The 15,076-nt window shown below is 71.6% G+C and carries 14 protein-coding genes; 8 read left to right on the top strand and 6 right to left on the bottom strand.

From position 1 onward, the window contains the following. Positions 1–14: 14 nt before the first annotated feature. Positions 15–947 carry a methylenetetrahydrofolate reductase [NAD(P)H] gene (gene metF / locus AXK61_RS20550; protein WP_068746887.1) on the top strand — a complete coding sequence of 311 codons (933 nt, stop codon included), beginning with the start codon at positions 15–17 and terminating at the stop codon, positions 945–947. Here the strand turns inward: metF and AXK61_RS20545 are convergent. From AXK61_RS20545 to AXK61_RS20535, 3 genes are read right to left on the bottom strand one after another with little or no spacing between them, the layout of a single operon-like run. Next, positions 944–1,894, bottom strand: a complete 951-nt coding sequence (locus AXK61_RS20545) for an alpha/beta hydrolase (protein ID WP_068746886.1) — start codon at positions 1,892–1,894, stop codon at positions 944–946. The two genes, metF and AXK61_RS20545, sit on opposite strands and share 4 nt — an antisense overlap. Continuing rightward, positions 1,891–2,877: an alpha/beta hydrolase gene (locus AXK61_RS20540; RefSeq protein WP_068746885.1), complete on the bottom strand. Its 987-nt coding sequence runs from the start codon at positions 2,875–2,877 to the stop codon at positions 1,891–1,893. The genes AXK61_RS20545 and AXK61_RS20540 overlap by 4 nt, the downstream gene beginning before the upstream one ends. Beyond that, on the bottom strand, positions 2,874–4,367 hold the full coding sequence (locus AXK61_RS20535; protein WP_068746884.1) for a flavin-containing monooxygenase: 1,494 nt from the start codon (positions 4,365–4,367) through the stop codon (positions 2,874–2,876). The genes AXK61_RS20540 and AXK61_RS20535 overlap by 4 nt, the downstream gene beginning before the upstream one ends. A gap of 124 nt (positions 4,368–4,491) precedes the next feature. Here AXK61_RS20535 and AXK61_RS20530 point away from each other — a divergent pair, with 124 nt between their 5' ends. Then, positions 4,492–5,709 carry a PucR family transcriptional regulator gene (locus tag AXK61_RS20530; RefSeq protein ID WP_231855619.1) on the top strand — a complete coding sequence of 406 codons (1,218 nt, stop codon included), beginning with the start codon at positions 4,492–4,494 and terminating at the stop codon, positions 5,707–5,709. A 4-nt stretch (positions 5,710–5,713) separates the two neighbouring features. Here AXK61_RS20530 and AXK61_RS20525 read toward each other — a convergent pair whose 3' ends face one another. Genes AXK61_RS20525 through AXK61_RS20515 form a run of 3 tightly spaced genes read right to left on the bottom strand, consistent with a single transcriptional unit; the run spans position 5,714 to position 8,627 of the window. Then, a complete protein-coding gene (locus tag AXK61_RS20525; RefSeq protein ID WP_156485774.1) occupies positions 5,714–6,424 on the bottom strand; it encodes an LppM family (lipo)protein in 711 nt (236 codons plus the stop codon). Beyond that, a complete protein-coding gene (locus tag AXK61_RS20520) occupies positions 6,421–7,998 on the bottom strand; it encodes a phytoene desaturase family protein (protein WP_068746882.1) in 1,578 nt (525 codons plus the stop codon). The genes AXK61_RS20525 and AXK61_RS20520 overlap by 4 nt, the downstream gene beginning before the upstream one ends. After that, the gene (locus AXK61_RS20515; RefSeq protein WP_068746881.1) at positions 7,995–8,627 is read right to left on the bottom strand and encodes a GNAT family N-acetyltransferase; all 633 of its coding nucleotides are present in this window, start codon (positions 8,625–8,627) and stop codon (positions 7,995–7,997) included. The genes AXK61_RS20520 and AXK61_RS20515 overlap by 4 nt, the downstream gene beginning before the upstream one ends. A gap of 232 nt (positions 8,628–8,859) precedes the next feature. Between AXK61_RS20515 and AXK61_RS20510 the strand changes: the two genes are divergently transcribed. The 6 genes from AXK61_RS20510 (at position 8,860) to AXK61_RS20485 (ending at position 15,074) form a co-directional block, all read left to right on the top strand. After that, entirely contained in the window at positions 8,860–9,273 is a 414-nt protein-coding gene (locus AXK61_RS20510) for an SAV_6107 family HEPN domain-containing protein (RefSeq protein WP_068569192.1), read from the top strand. Between the two features lie 105 nt (positions 9,274–9,378). Next, on the top strand, positions 9,379–9,798 hold the full coding sequence (locus tag AXK61_RS20505) for a DUF3040 domain-containing protein (protein ID WP_068569886.1): 420 nt from the start codon (positions 9,379–9,381) through the stop codon (positions 9,796–9,798). Between the two features lie 814 nt (positions 9,799–10,612). Further along, positions 10,613–11,044, top strand: coding sequence for a division/cell wall cluster transcriptional repressor MraZ (mraZ, locus tag AXK61_RS20500; protein WP_068746920.1), 432 nt, complete (start codon positions 10,613–10,615; stop codon positions 11,042–11,044). A gap of 192 nt (positions 11,045–11,236) precedes the next feature. Beyond that, positions 11,237–12,235 carry a 16S rRNA (cytosine(1402)-N(4))-methyltransferase RsmH gene (gene rsmH, locus AXK61_RS20495; protein WP_068746880.1) on the top strand — a complete coding sequence of 333 codons (999 nt, stop codon included), beginning with the start codon at positions 11,237–11,239 and terminating at the stop codon, positions 12,233–12,235. After that, on the top strand, positions 12,232–13,113 hold the full coding sequence (gene ftsL, locus AXK61_RS25930; RefSeq protein ID WP_068746879.1) for a cell division protein FtsL: 882 nt from the start codon (positions 12,232–12,234) through the stop codon (positions 13,111–13,113). Before rsmH ends, ftsL begins: the two co-directional genes overlap by 4 nt. Next, positions 13,110–15,074, top strand: a complete 1,965-nt coding sequence (locus AXK61_RS20485; RefSeq protein WP_414930014.1) for a peptidoglycan D,D-transpeptidase FtsI family protein — start codon at positions 13,110–13,112, stop codon at positions 15,072–15,074. Before ftsL ends, AXK61_RS20485 begins: the two co-directional genes overlap by 4 nt. The last annotated feature ends 2 nt before the right edge of the window (positions 15,075–15,076 follow it).

The raw sequence follows: 15,076 nt of genomic DNA, 5'->3' as shown, positions 1-15,076 counted from the left end.
CCTATTCTTAAAGCGTGACCGAACAAAGCCGGACCGTACTCGACCGCCTCGACGCCGTGCGCGCGAGCGGGCGAATGCCGTTCTCGGTGGAGTTCATGCCGCCGCGGGACGCCGACGGCGAGGCCCGGCTGTGGCGCGCGGTCCGGACCTTCGAGCGGATGGACCCGGCGTTCGTGTCCATGACCTACGGCGCCGGCGGCTCGACCCGTGACCGCACCGTGCGGGTGACCGGGGAGATCGCCGAGACGACCACGCTGCTGCCCGTGGCGCACCTGACCGCCGTGAACCACAGCATCACGGAGCTGCGCGCCCTCATGGGCGCGTACGCGGACCGGGACGTGCGCAACGTGCTCGTGCTGCGCGGCGACCCGCCCGGCGACCCGCTGGGGCGCTGGGTGCGGCACCCGCAGGGCCTGAAGTACGCCAGCGAGGTCGTCGAGCTGGTGCGCGAGCTGGGTGACTTCCACGTGGGCGTGGCGTCCTTCCCCGAGGGGCACCACCGCTCGCCGGACCAGGAGTCCGACATCCGGTACTTCGCGAACAAGCTGCGGGCCGGCGCGGACTACTCGATCACCCAGATGTTCTTCGACGTGGACGACTACCTGCGGCTGCGGGACGCCGTGACGGCCTTCGACCCGGAGCAGGGCGCCAAGCCGCTGATCCCGGGCATCATGCCGATCACCTCGCTGAAGTCGGTCTCGCGCATGGCGGAGCTGTCGAACGCGAAGATCCCCGATGCGATGCGCGCCGAGCTGCGCGCCGCGGCCGGCGACGGCCCCGAGGAGAACCGCGCCGCGGTGCGCGCCGCCGGCATCGAGATCGCCACCCGGATGGGGGAGCGGCTCATCGCCGAGGGCGCGCCGGCGCTGCACTTCTGCACCCTGAACTTCGCCAAGGCGACCTCGGAGGTCCTGGAGAACCTCTCGATGCTGCCGGTCGGCGTCTAGGTCTCCGCCCTGGGCGCGTCCGCCGCGAACGCGGCGACCGCCTCCACCATCCGGTCGAGGCCGGGCTGCTCCAGCGGGTAGTGCCCGGCGTTCTCCAGGAGCACCGTCGTCACGGAGACGCGGGTGATGCGATCCAGGAAGGGCGTGGAGAGCGCCAGCGGGGTCCACCGGTCCGCGGCGGGCTGCGTCAGCAGTACGGGGCAGACGTCGAAGTCCTCGGGTGCGACCGCGGGCCGGAAGTTCAGGTACGAGTCGAGGAACGTCACCGTCACCAGATTGCCCGCCGAGGTGCGGTCCGCGTAGCAGGCGCGCTTCGCCGAGGGGTCGTTGACCAGCGCGCGCATCTTGCTGACCAGCTTCATCGGTACCCGTGCACCGCGCAGCGGGGTCCGGGCGAGGGCCTTCATCACCGGGGCGCCGAGGCTGCCGGTGACGGGGTCGAACGCGGTGTCGCGCCGGACCTTCGCCGACTGCTGGTCGAGGAAGGTCATCCCGACGATGCCGCTGACCCTCCCGTTGACCGACGCGACGTGGTAGGTCTCCATGCCGCCCGCCGACAGGCCGTACAGCACGATCGGCCGGTGGTCCTTCGCGAGCTCGGCGTCGACGAGATCCGAGCCGATGCGCACCCAGTCGTCGTAGGTGACGAGTGCGCCCGGCGCGACCTCGGTGACGCCGTAGGTGGGCATGTCGATCGCGATGGTCTCGAAGCCGCGCTCCGCGAGCGGCCGGCCGAGGATGGTCGACATCTGGCGGCCGTTGGTGCCGACGCCGTGCAGCAGGATCACCTTCACCGCCGCGGCGGGGTCGCGGTAGGTGTCGAGGTGGATCCGGTGGCCGTCGTGCTCCCACCACTCCTCGACCGGCTCGGTCGCGGGCGTGAGCCGGTACGCCGGCGGGAGGAAGCCCTGGATGGTCCGCCAGGCGGACTGCTCTGCGTAGGTCATGCCGTCGATGATTCACCATGACGGGACCGTCGTCCTGTCGGGCGCGGGGCGACGCTCGTGGGGAGGAGGACGCGCGTCAGGAATGCGACCTCATCGGCGATCGCGACGTCGCGCCACGGGCCGTCGTAGCCGTCGAAGTGGTCGATCGGATACTCCGCCACCTCGGCCGGCCCCGCGATCCGCGCGGCGGTGCGCCGGGCGGCGGCCGCCGGCGCCACGCGGTCCCGCGTGCCCACCTGGAACAGCACCGGGCAGGTGACACGACCGGCCTTCGTCGTCGGCCGGTTCAGGCCGATCTCGAGAGCCGTGCGTGCGCAGACCTCGTTGCGCCAGGTGGGGCCGCCCATCGCCGTGTACGCCTCGTACGAGCCGGAGGTCGTGATGATCCCGGGATCGCCGGGGCGGGCCGCCAACGGGATCCGGTGCGGCGCGCGCCCGGCCACCGCCGTCGCCACGTCCCACAGGCCGTGCCCGACGAGGCGCAGCGGCAGGATCGGGCCGGCGTACCGCGCCACCTGGAGGAGGGCGGCGGCACCGTCGGTCGCGGGGACGAGCCCGACCACGGCGGCGATCCGTGGGTCGCCGGCGGCGACGTCGATGACGTGCCCGCCGGAGTACGAGGTGCCCCACAGGGCGATCCGTTCGGGATCGACGCCCGGCAGGCGCCGCGCGGCGTCCACCGCGGCGCGGTAGTCCTCACGCTGCATCCGGTACGAGACCTGCTGCCGCGGTTCGCCGTCGGAGTCGCCGAAGGTGCGGTAGTCGAAGACGAGCGCGTCGATCCCGGCATCGGCGAAGGCCCGGGCGAAGACGAGGAGTCCGGTATCGCGCGTGCCGCCGAACCCGTGCGCGAGGACGACGACCGGTCGCCGCCCGTCGCGGGCGAGCGCCTCCGACGCGGACCGGACGTGCCAGGCGGCGCACCGCACCCCGTGGCTGGTGAACGAGACCTCGGTCGTGGTGCTCGGGGCCGGGGCGCTCATGCCGACACCGCCTGCGGCGCGGGCGTGCGGAAGGAGAGCGCGGAATCGGCGACGGGGTCGTGCAGCAGCCGTTCGGCGTCGTCCTCGTAGGCCATCGTCACGGTCCACGGCCCGACGTCGCCCGCTTTCGGGAAGGCCGCGATCCCGCGCTGCACGTACCCCGAACTCATGTCGATCATGGGCGCTCGTTCGAGCGGGGCGTCCGGCAGGGTCGGCACGACGACGGTGTTCCCCTCGGCGTCCATGTGGTCGAGGAGCCGGATCATGTGCTTGCAGACGAGGTCGACCTTGAGAGTCCACGCGATGTTGGTGTAGCCGAAGGCGAAGACGAAGTTCGGGACCCCGCTCAGCATCATCGACTTGTAGACCACCGAGTCGGCGAGGTCGACGGGGGCACCGTCGACGCTGAATGCGATCCGCCCGAAGGGCAGCAGGGTGAGTCCGGTCGCGGTGACGACGATGTCGGCGTCGAGGTGCTGCCCCGACGTCAGCGCGATCCCGGTCTCCGTGAACCGGTCGATGTGGTCGGTGACCACCGACGCGCCGCCCGACGAGAGCGCCGTGAACAGGTCGCCGTCCGGCACCATGCAGAGCCGCTGATCCCACGGGTCGTACTTCGGCGCGAAGTGGGTGTCCACGTCGAAGCCCTTGGGGAGGCGACGCCTCACGTCCGCGATGAGCGCCCGGCGGACCAGGCCCGGGGCCCGCTTGCTCGCCTTGAACAGGCCTCGGTTGAGCGCGATGTTCTTGCGGCGCACGATGCGGTGCGCGCGCTCCGGCCCGACCAACCGGCCCAGCGCGTTGGCGAGCACGTCCTCGCGGGGCATCGACAGCACGTAGCTCGGGGACCGCTGCAGCATCGTGACGTGCTCCGCCCGGCCGGCCATTGCGGGGATCAGTGTGACGGCCGTGGCGCCGCTGCCGATGACGACCACCTTCTTGCCGGTGTAGTCGAGGTCCTCCGGCCAGAGCTGGGGGTGCACGACGGTGCCCCGGAAGTCGTCGACGCCCTCGAAGGACGGGGTGTACCCGGCCGCGTGGTCGTAGTAGCCGGTACCCGAGTACAGGAATCGGGCGGAGACGGTGCTCTCCTCGCCCGTCCGGGCGTCGGTGGTCCGGACGAGCCACCGGCCGGCCTCGCTGTCGAAGTCGGCGGCGACGACCCGGGTGTGGAAACGGATGTGCTCGCGGATCCCGTTCTCGTCGACGGCCTCGTTCAGGTAGTCGAGGATCACGTGCGCATCGGCGATCGACTGCGTGTGCGTCCACGGCTTGAACCCGAATCCGAAGGACGGCATGTCGGAGTCCGACCGGATGCCGGGGTACGTGAACAGGTTCCAGGTGCCGCCGAGCGCCGTGCCGGCGTCGAGGACGACGTACGACGTCGACGGGCGCTCCGTTGCGAGGTGGTACGCGGCGCCGATTCCCGAGATCCCGGCGCCGATCACGACGACGTCGACGTCCGTCCGCTGCTGTGACGTGGTGGTCATGTCCTTCTCCCTTGTCCGGTTGCTGTGACTGAGATCACCGTATGGCGCGCGGCGGTACCTTGAACATGGAGGAAGATCCGTAATTGGGACCCGTATCGGTGCTCTCTGTACATAGTCTGGTGCTGTGGTGACCAACGGCTATCGACTCGTCGTGGACGTCGGGGAGCGCATGTTCGACGACCTCGACGGCCTCGTCGAGGCGATGAACGCGGCCGAGATCGAGGTGGCGCCCATGCTGGCCGCGGACCGCACCATTGCGCACGAGATGGCGGCGAGCAACCGGGCGAACGTGGTGACGGTGGTGGGCGCCCTCCGGAATCCGCGCGGCGCCGACCTCGTGGAACCGCCCCCGGAGGCGTTCGACGTCATTCGCACCGTCGTGCGCCGCGGGCTCGACCTCGAGGTGATCTTCCAGGCCTACCGCCGCGGCCAGATGGCGGTCTGGGAACGGTTCGTGGAAGTGGCACGGGCCTCCGAGCCCCCCGGGGAGGAGCTCGTCGAGGGCATGGAACTGTTCGCGACGATGCTCTTCGAGTACGTCGACCGCGTGTTGTTGGCACTGGTCGACGAGGCGCAGCGGCTGCGCGAGGAGGTGCTCGGCGGCGCTGCGGCCAAACGTGCCGAGACGGTGCGGCTCCTCCTGGAAGGGGCCCCGATCGGCGAGCGCGTGGGGTCGGGTCGCCTCGGCCACGACCTCGCTGCTCGGCACACCGCGGTCGTGCTGTGGCACGACGGCGCGGCTGCCGACGCGGCGTCCCTCGAGGTGGCGGCGGGCGTGCTGGCCCGGACCGCCGGTGGTGGGAGTCCGCTCACCGTCGGTGCGGGCGAACGCGCACTGTGGGCGTGGTTCGCCGTGCCGGCGTCCGGCGGGGCGGAGCCGGGGCCGCTGCCGCGTGGGGCGCCGCGGATCCGCGCCGCGATCGGCCGGCCCGCGTCGGGCGTCGCGGGCTTCCGTCGGTCGCACGCCGATGCACTCGCCGTGGCCGAGCTCGTCGGCGGCGACCCGACGGGCCCGTCGCTCGTCCGCTACGAGGAGGTCGAGGCGGTTCTGCCGATGGGGGCCGACCCGCAGCGGGCCGCGCGGTTCGTCCGGGACGTCCTGGGCGGCCTCGCTGTGGACTCGGGTCGCGCGGCTCGGTTACGCGACACGCTTCGCGTGTACCTGGATTGTGCGGACAGCGCGTCCGCGGCGGCCGAACGGCTGCACGCGCACCGCAACACGGTGCTCCAGCGCGTCGCCGCTGCAGCCGCACTGCTCGGTCGCGATCCGGGCGACCGTCGGCTCGCGACGATGACTGCGCTCGATCTGGCCCATTACGCCGGCCGTACCGTGCTCTCCTGAGCGCTCAGCGCTTGAGCTTCTCGCGCAGCCACTGCGGGAGTTCGATGAGCGACTCGAGCTCGGCCGATTCCTGCCCCGGCTTGGGACTGCGGTCGCGGCGGACGTAGGCCACCGCTGCCACGACCGCGGCCGCGAGGAAGGCGACCAGTGCGGTGATCCACGCCCACTCCGTGAACGACGCGATCGAGGGATCCGCGTACTCGGCCTCGGCGGTCAAGGACGCGGAGGTACCGGCGTTGAGGGTCCAGGTCACCAGGTCGTCGGCCTCCTGCTGGCCGTTCGTGGCGGTGACGGGGCCGGGGAACTGCAGCTGTACGACGATCACCGCGGAGTTCGGGGCCAGGGACGACAGGTCCGCCGTGCCGGAGAGGACGACGGCGCTGCCCGTGCGCTGCACCCGCATCTTGATCGAGGCCGCCGACGTGTCGAAAGCCTGTGAGACCACCTCGCCCAGCTGGTTGAACTGGCCGAAGGTGATGGTCGTGAAGATCATCTGGGTGCCGACTTTGCCGTTCGAGTCGTACGCCTTGACCTCCGCGAGGCCGCGCAGCTCGCCGGGCGCGGCCAGCTGCGGCCCCTCGGCGTTCGACGCCGGAGTCTGCGCGGCGACGATCTTGCCGGACATCCGGTCGCCGGGGCCCGGGCCCGAGCACGCGGCGGGGGCGGCGACGAGCAGTAGTACCGCCAGCGCCGCGAGCATCCTTCGGAGAGTCACGGTCGCCATCGTGCCAGGTGCCCCAGGTCGCGGGCGAGCAGCCGCGCCGCGATCCGCCCGCTGGATCCGTTCACGCCGCCGCCGGGATGCATCGACGCGCCCGCCAGCGCCAGGCCCGGCGCCCCGGGGACCCGGCCGCCGGCGAGCTCCGGAACCGGCCGGAAGAGCAGCATGTTGTGCAGCGCCATCTCCACGTGCATGACGTTCCCGCCGAGCAGGCCGAGCTCGCTCTCCAGGCTCGCCGGGGTCTGCACGTACCGGTGCTCGATCGTGTCCGCGAACCCGGGCGCCCAGCGCTCCGTCTCCGCGACGATCCGGTCCGCCTCGCGCTCCGCCACGTCGGCCCAGGCGCCCTCCCCGAGTGCGTAGGGGTACCACTGGGCCCACAGGGTGGTGTTGTGCCGGCCCGCGGGTGCGATCGACGGGTCCAGGCCCGAGAAGGTCATCGCCAGCACCGCGGGCCGACGGGGCGCATCCCCGGCCAGCATGTCGCCGCGGGCGCGGGCCAGGTGGCCGCGGTCGGCGGTGAGCAGGCCGAGCCCGGCCTGATCGGCGAGCGGCACCCCGTCGAACGCGGGCGGCGCCGTCGTGCCGAGCCGCAGCACCATCCCCACGCCGGGGCCCACCTGAATTCTGCGGCGCCACGCCGCGATCCGCCCGGCGTCGTAGCCGCCGCGGGCCAGCAGATCCAGGGTGGTCAGGACGTGGCAGCCGGCGAGCACGGTGCGGGCCCGGACGGTCCGCGCACCGTCGGGCCCGGCGACGGTGACCTCCCACTCCCTACCGGACCGGCGAAGGGCCCGGACGGGCGTCCCGAGGGCGACGGTGCCCCCGTCGGACGTCAGGCGGGAGATCAGGGCCGCGGTGAGTGCGCCGCTGCCGCCGACGGCGCGGCCGGGCGGAAGCGTGTGCATGAGGGCGGCGAAGCCGACCATCGGGGCCGTGCCCGGCTCGCTCATCGCCGGTCCGGACTGCGCGCCGAACCAGGCGAGCGCCGCCTTGAGCCGCTCGTCGTCGAAGTACTCGTCCAGCAGCTGGTCGCCGGAGGCGAGGTAGGTGCGGGACATCTGGGTGATGCTCGTGCGGCCCTTGGTGGGCCAGAAGGCGCGGCCGAGCCGCGGCGCGGTGGGGGACGCCCCGAACGCGGCCATGGTCGCCCTCGCGCGCGGCGTCCAGTCCACGACGAACCGACGGTACGCCGCCGCCTCCCGCGCCCCGCACGCCGCGGCGATGGACTCCGCGGTCGCGTCGAGATCCCGGCGGAAGACGATCGCCGGCGCGGTGGAACCGGGTGGCGTGGGCGCGAACGCCCACGGGTCGCAGTCGAGGTAGCGCAGGCCGTGCGCCGCGAGATCGAGCTCCTCGGCGATCCCGGTGTGCCGGAACATCAGGTGCGCCGACGAGCCGCGATCCACGCGGTAGTCCGGGAACCGCTCGACGGTGCTGACCGCGCCGCCCGGCACCGTGTCGGCCTCGAAGACCGCGACGGAGCGGCCCTGCGCCGCCAGGTACGCGGCGCCGACCAGCGCGTTGTGGCCGGAGCCGACGACCGCGACGTCGACCTGGGCGGTCATCGTGCGGGTGCGGTGAAGGGCGGGGGAGCGACGAAGGGCAGATCGTGGCCGAGGACCGCGAACGGGCGCGGGTCGCCGGAGAATCGGAAGTCCCGCAGCACGTCGTAGAAGCCGGTGCGGCGGTAGAGCTTCCAAGCCCGGTTCTGCTCGGCGGCGACCTCCGGCGTGGAGAGCAGGACCCGCGGCTCAGGGCGGTCCGTGAGGAGCGCGGTGAGCAGCGCGTTGCCGATCCCGTGGCCCTGAGCCGCCGGATGCACGTGCAGCTCGGTCAGCTCGAAGTAGTCGCCGGCCACGGCCTCGATCCCGGCGGGGGGCAGGCCGCGCTGGCGCAGGCCCACGCGGAGCTGGCGGTTCCACCACTGGTCACCCGCGCCGCTGTAGCCGTAGGCGATGCCGACGAGATGGTCGACGGGGCGCCCGTCGGCCGTGGGGAGCGCCTGGACGGCGCCGAACGCGGCGTACCCGGGGCGGTTCAGGTGCTCGCGCCACATCGGCAGACGGTGCGCCTCCGTTCCCGCCGGGTAGTCCATGGCCGCCACGTAGATCTGCAGGGCCGCGGGCAGCCACAACGTGGCGTCGTGGGGGGAGAGAGCGTGGATCCGTGGGGCCTGCGGGATCACTGCGCTCACGGATCGACCTTTCCCTTGACGTGTCGGACACTCACGCTATATTAGAAGTGATCGAATGATTGTTCGATCATGGACCATCGGATTGGCGCGCATGTTCTGGCGCCGGGGCGGGTACGTCGGTCCCGGTCCATCCGGCGGGGCTGGCGCGGAACGAGGGAAGCGTTACGTGTCAGTCCCGTCCGGTACAACACAGAGGTAACAGCGAAAAGGTTCACGGAGCAGGAGGAAGGTCATGGTCGAATCGAAAGCGCGGATCGATCACGTCGGGTCCCGCCGGCGCGTCGGGGAGTCGGGCGCGGCCCGGATCCTGGACCGTGCGGACCAGTTCCTCGCCCGCGCCGGCGGCTCGCCGGCGCCCGCCGATCAGTACCGCGAGATCTACCACGCCGCGTTGCGCGGCGCGGCCGCTCTCCTGGCGGAGCGGGAGACGGGCGTGCGCCGCCCCACGCGCAACGCGTGGCTGCGGCTCGCGAAGGCCGCTCCGGGGTACGCGGAATGGGTCGCCTACTTCACCTCGGTGTCCGGTGTGGTCGCCGCGCTGGAGACCACGGCGCGCACCGTCAGTGCCGAGGAGGTGGCCGTGCTGCACGGCCGCGTGCAGAGCTTCCTGAATTCCGTCGAGTCGGACCTGAGTCGCGCCGCATAAATCTCACAGTGGGCGCTAATTGTTCGGTGGATGGTGGTCGTGTGCTCGCAAGCCTCGTATCATGGAGCCAGGAGTTGGACCCCATGAGTGCTGAAGGAGGGGAACGTGCCACTCTCCGAGCACGAACAGCGCATGCTCGACCAGATCGAGAGCGCGCTCTATGCCGAGGACCCGAAGTTCGCGTCGAACGTACGCGGCGGCCGGTTCGGCGGCGCTTCGGGCAAGCGTCGCGTGTTCGCCGCGATCGGTTTCGCGGTCGGACTGATGCTGCTCATCGCAGGAATGTTGCTGCCCAAGGTCGAGTACACCGTGATCGTCGGCCTCATCGGCTTCCTGCTGATGTTCGGCTCCGTGATCTACGCCCTGTGGTCAGGGCCGTCCACCAAGGGGCCGCGCGGCACCGTCGGTGAGGACGGTTCCGTCCGTGCACCGTCCGGTCGCGGGCGCGGTGTGAAGGGGGCCCGTGCGTCGGGTCAGTCCTTCGTCGCCCGCATGGAAGAGCGCTTCCGCCGCCGTTTCCCGTGAGCTGAATCGTACGAAACGAAGCCGCCGACCTGATGGTCGGCGGCTTTTTCGTTGCGCCCTGAGCGAAACGCGCGTCGCCTGCCCGGGCGGGCTCCCGCTGTGAATCCACGGCTCAAACGCACGCGAGGCCGAATCCGGCTTCCCGTGCAGCTGAGCCGTGGACTCACGGCGTGGGCTGATCCAGCGGCACGACGTCCGGCTTTCGTCGACGGAGCCGGTCGCCGCTTCTGAGGGGAATCCGGCTTCCCGTGGGATGGGGGATTCGGTGTCGCGCGGGGGACGACCGGCCTCCGAGGACGGCCTCCGCGCCCGCCTCGCCGGCCTCCTGCTGCTGGCCCCCGTGCCGTCCTGCCGTCCCTGTGCCGTCCTGCCGTCCCCGTGCCGCCGGTCTGACGGTCTGACCCTCCCGCGGGGGTCTCCTCCTCCGCATCGGGTTGCAACCCGATACCGAGTGAGAAGTCCCCGCGGGAGGCCGGTCGGACCGCGTCTCCCCGCTTCTCCCCACCCTGTTTCCCCACTTCTCCCCACGGGCGGTCTCACCGCGCTCAGTCACGCCTCAACAGTCACATGGATCGCTGTGGTTGCGACCTGCGGACAGGTGTGACGAAGTCCGACGCGCCGGGCGGAGCTGCGTCCCCCACTTCTCACCACAGATCTGACCTGCCATGATTCTGAGAAAGCGCCGCGAAACGCGCTCCGATGTGGTTGAAAGTGGCGGATGGTGGGGTAATGTGGGGCGCACTGGAGAGAGACGCGCTAGTCTGAAGTCTCGATCCAGTGACAACCCCGACGGGGGAGGCGGGAGGTGGCCGTGATGTTCACGGGTACCTACACGCCGAAGCTCGACGACAAGGGACGGCTCACCCTCCCCGCGAAGTACCGCGAGGAACTGGCGGGTGGGCTCACGATCACGAAAGGACAGGATCGAAGCCTCACGGTGTACCCGAAGGCGGAGTTCGAGCGCATCGCCGAGAAGGCCGATGCCATCGAATGGACCGACCCCGCGGGACGCGCCTTCTACCGCAACTTCTTCGCCAGCTCGGACGATCAGCGTCCCGACTCCCAGGGTCGGATCTCGCTCTCGACCGATCACCGCCGCTACGCAGGCCTCACCAAGGAATGCGTCGTCGTCGGATCGCGGAGGTTCCTGGAGATCTGGGACGCGGAGGCGTGGGACGTCTACCAGGCACAGCACGAAGACGACTACGCGCAGCCGCAGTCGGAATCGCTCAAGGCGATCTTCTAGGTCGCGCACCACAACCCGCAGCAACACAGCAGCGCACGTCCGCGACGAGGTGGACCGAGGCCTGCGCCCGAATCGGCCCTGACGTACTTCCCCAACGCCAGGTACGGGTCGGGCGGGGACCCCGCTTCATCCGCCGGAACTCATCGCCACAGCACCGCCCATCGCCAATCCCCGTCGTGCTCTGGAGGAGCCATGCCCGATTTCGGTCACGTGCCGGTCCTGGCGACCCGGGTACGCGAGCTCCTCGCTCCGGCTCTACAGCACGACGGTGCCGTCTACGTCGACGCCACGCTCGGTGCCGGCGGCCACTCCGAGCTCATGCTCGAATCCTTCCCGAACATCCGCGTCGTCGGCCTCGACCGGGACGCCGACGCGCACGCCATCGCGGGCGATCGCCTCGCGCGGTTCGGCGACCGGTTCATCCCGGTCCACACCCGGTACGACGGCATGGCCGACGCGCTCGGCGAGCTCGGCATGAGCGGCCCGGGCCGCCCCGGCGTCCAGGCCATCCTGTTCGACCTGGGTGTGTCCTCCATGCAGCTCGACCGCGTCGAGCGCGGCTTCGCCTACTCGGTCGACGCGCCGCTCGACATGCGGATGAACGCCGAGGATCCGCTCACCGCTGCGGACGTGCTCAACACCTACTCGCACGGCGACCTCGCGCGGATCCTGCAGCGCTACGGCGACGAGCGGTTCGCGGGCAAGATCGCCTCCGCCGTCCTCAAGGAGCGCGAGAAGGAGCCCTTCACCACCAGCGGGCGCCTCGTCGAACTGCTCTACGCGACGATCCCGGCGCCCGCGCGCCGCACCGGCGGTCATCCCGCCAAACGCACTTTCCAGGCGCTGCGGATCGAAGTGAACGCCGAGCTCGCCTCCCTCGAGGCCGCGGTCCCGCAGGCGCTCGACGCGCTCGCTCCGGACGGCCGCGTCGTCTTCCTGAGCTACCAGTCGCTCGAGGACCGCATCGTCAAATCGGCACTGGCCGACCGCATCCGCTCGACGACCCCGGCGGGGCTGCCGGTGGACCTCCCCGGCACCGGCGCGACCTTCGAGCTTCTCACCCGCGGCGCCGAGCGCGCCACCGACGACGAGATCGCCGAGAACCAACGGGCGGCGCCGGTGCGCCTGCGCGCCGCTCGTCGCCTCGACACCCCCGACCACCGGACCCGCAGCACGAGGAGCGCGCGATGACCGCACCGAACGCGACCCAGGCACCGTCGACCCCGGACGCCCGGACCCGCCGCGCCCCGGCGCGACGGGAGGACCGCGACACCTCGCGGCCGCGGTCGAGCTCGGCGCAGCGGGCGCTCGACCGGCGGCAGAAGCGGCTCGACCAGCAGCGCGCGGTCCTCGACGCGGGCGGCACCCTCCGCGAGACCCCGGCCGAGCGGGCGCTGCGGCGGCACCGCGACGGCGCGGACTCCGCCGGGCTGATGTCGAAGCTGCCCACGCCGCGCGTCCTCGTGCGCCGCGTGCCCTTCGTGCTGGCGCTGATCGCCCTCGTCTGCGCGGGACTCGGTCTGACGCTGTGGCTCTCGACCGGGAGCGCGGAGAACTCCTACGATCTCAGCAAGCGCGAGGCCGTCAACAACACTCTCGCCGAGAAGAAGGCCGCGCTGGAGCGTGACGTGAAGTCGGGGGAGAGCGCGCCCGGCCTGGCCGAGCGGGCCACGGCCCTCGGCATGGTCCCCGCGGGCAACGTGCCGGTGCTCGTCGGGCAGCCGAACGGCAAGGTCGTCGTGGTCGGCAAGCCCGCACCCGCGACCGGCGTGGCCAAGCCCGCGCTCAACCCGCCCGCACCGACCTCGGGGGATCCGAGCGGCGCCACGTCCGACGGATCCGGCACGCCGGTCGCCGGGAATCCCGGGCCCGCACCGGCCGGCGGGGAACAATTGGTCACCATGAACCCCGGCAGCCCGACCGTCGCGAACGCGCCGACGAGCGCACCGTCGACGGCTCCGCAGACCCCCGCGCAGGGCCAGACCCCCTCGCCCGCACCGACTTCCGCGCAGGCCGCGCCCACGCCGACCCCGGCTCAGCCGACGCCGGCCCAGGGAACGCCCCGGTGACCCGCGCCCAGCGTCCGCCGACGAAGACGCGGCCCGCTGCCCGCACCGGCACGCCGCGCGCAGCGGCGGCCCCGAAGGCCGGACACCAGTCGGCCCGCGCCCGCGTCAAGGGCGGCCGCGCCCCCGAGGTGTCCACGACCTTCCTCAGCCGCAACAGGATCGGCGGCTGGGTGATCGTCGCGGTGTTCGCCGTGATCGCCGTGTGGCTGGGCGTCGTCCAGTTCGTGCAGGCGCCGACCCTCTCGGCGAAGGCCGCGAGCCAGCGCCAGGTCAAGGAGGTGCTGCCGGCGGTCCGCGGGTCCATCACCGACCGCGCCGGCCAGCCGATCGCCTTCACCATGGAGGCGAAGTCGCTCACCTTCCAGCCGGTGATCGTCCGCAAGCAGATCCAGGAGAAGTACGACAAGGCCGTCGAGGCGAAGAAGGAGGGCGGCACCGCGAAGGGCGACGAGCCCGTCACCGTCGATGACCGGCTGCAGCAGATCGCCAAGAAGATCGTGTCCGTGCTGGGCGATTCGGTGAACGAGCAGAAGCTGCTCGAGCAGATGCACGGCAACGACACCTTCGTCTACCTCGCCCGCGGCGTCGATCCCGCCAAGGCATCGGCGATCACCGACGAGTACGCCGAGGTCGGCGCCGAGCGGCAGTCGATCCGCAACTATCCCGGCGGCTCCCTCGCGGCGAACATCGTGGGCACCACCGGTTTCGAGGGACAGGGGCTCATCGGCCTCGAGTCCTCGCTGGACTCGATCCTCGCGGGCACGGACGGCTCGCGCACCTACGACCGTGGGTCCGACGGTGCCGTCATCCCCGGCAGCACGCGCGACGTCCACCCGGCCGCGAACGGCGCCCGGGTCGTGCTGACGCTCGACAACGACGTGCAGTTCTTCGTGCAGCAGGCGGTGGCACAGGCCAAGGCCAAGTCCGGCGCGAAGAGCGTGCAGGCCGTGGTGCTCGACGCGAAGACCGGCCAGGTCCTGTCGATGGCGGTCGACAACACCTTCAACCCCTCACTCGGCGTGAACAACAATCCGAAATCGGCGCGCACCGGCAACCTCGCCGTCACCACGCCCTTCGAACCGGGCTCGGTGAACAAGCTGATCACCGCTGTGGCCGCGATCGACAACGGCAAGACCACGCCGACGGAGGTGCTGCAGGTGCCGGGGCAGATCCGGATGGCCGGCGTCACGGTCAAGGACGCCTGGGCGCACGGCGTCGAGCCCTACACCACGACGGGCGTGTTCGGTAAGTCCTCCAACGTCGGCACGCTGATGCTGGCGCAGCGCGTCGGCGAGGACACCTTCGCCGACTACGTGGGAAGGTTCGGCCTCGGCAGCGCCACCGGCGTGGGCCTGCCCGGCGAGTCCGGCGGCGAAGTGCCCGCCCGCAATCAGTGGTCGGGCGGCACGTTCGCCAACCTGCCCATCGGCCAGGGCCTGTCGATGACGGTGCTGCAGATGGCGGGCATGTACCAGGCGCTCGCCAACGACGGGGTCCGCATCCCGCCGCGCATCATCAAGGAGGTCGACGGTGCCGCCAACCCGGCGGCCGCCGCCGAGCCGGTCCGGGTCATGAGCCCCGAGACGGCCCGGACGGTGCTGGACATGTTCCGCGCCGCGCTGCAGCGCGACCCGATGGGCTACCAGCAGGGCACCGGTGCGCCGGGCGCGGTCGAGGGCTACCAGATCAGCGGCAAGACCGGAACGGCGCAGCAGGTCGACCCGGTGACGCACGCGTACTCGAACTCGCTGTACAACATCACCTTCGCGGGCGTGGCCCCGACCAACGACCCGCGGTTCGTCGTCGGGATCATGATGGACGCACCCACCCGCAGCTCGGACGGCACGGGCGGGCAGTCGGCGGCGCCGCTGTTCCACGACATCGCGACCTTCATGCTGCAGAAGTACGGCATTCCGCTCTCGCCGGCGGCGAAGCCGTTGACGCTGGTGGCCGGTAAGTAGTT

This window comes from Tsukamurella pseudospumae, from assembly GCF_001575205.1.
Lineage (GTDB): Bacteria > Actinomycetota > Actinomycetes > Mycobacteriales > Mycobacteriaceae > Tsukamurella > Tsukamurella pseudospumae.
Note: the sequence above shows the minus strand (reverse complement) of the source record. Positions and strands in the feature narration are given on the sequence as shown.

Coding starts and splice junctions, on each gene's coding strand:
- ftsL (WP_068746879.1), top strand. CDS start 12,232: ATGACCGCACCGAACGCGACCCAGGCACCGTCGACCCCGGACGCCCGG.
- AXK61_RS20545 (WP_068746886.1), bottom strand. CDS start 1,894: ATGACCTACGCAGAGCAGTCCGCCTGGCGGACCATCCAGGGCTTCCTC.
- AXK61_RS20520 (WP_068746882.1), bottom strand. CDS start 7,998: ATGACCGCCCAGGTCGACGTCGCGGTCGTCGGCTCCGGCCACAACGCG.
- rsmH (WP_068746880.1), top strand. CDS start 11,237: ATGCCCGATTTCGGTCACGTGCCGGTCCTGGCGACCCGGGTACGCGAG.
- AXK61_RS20510 (WP_068569192.1), top strand. CDS start 8,860: ATGGTCGAATCGAAAGCGCGGATCGATCACGTCGGGTCCCGCCGGCGC.
- mraZ (WP_068746920.1), top strand. CDS start 10,613: ATGTTCACGGGTACCTACACGCCGAAGCTCGACGACAAGGGACGGCTC.
- AXK61_RS20540 (WP_068746885.1), bottom strand. CDS start 2,877: ATGAGCGCCCCGGCCCCGAGCACCACGACCGAGGTCTCGTTCACCAGC.
- AXK61_RS20535 (WP_068746884.1), bottom strand. CDS start 4,367: ATGACCACCACGTCACAGCAGCGGACGGACGTCGACGTCGTCGTGATC.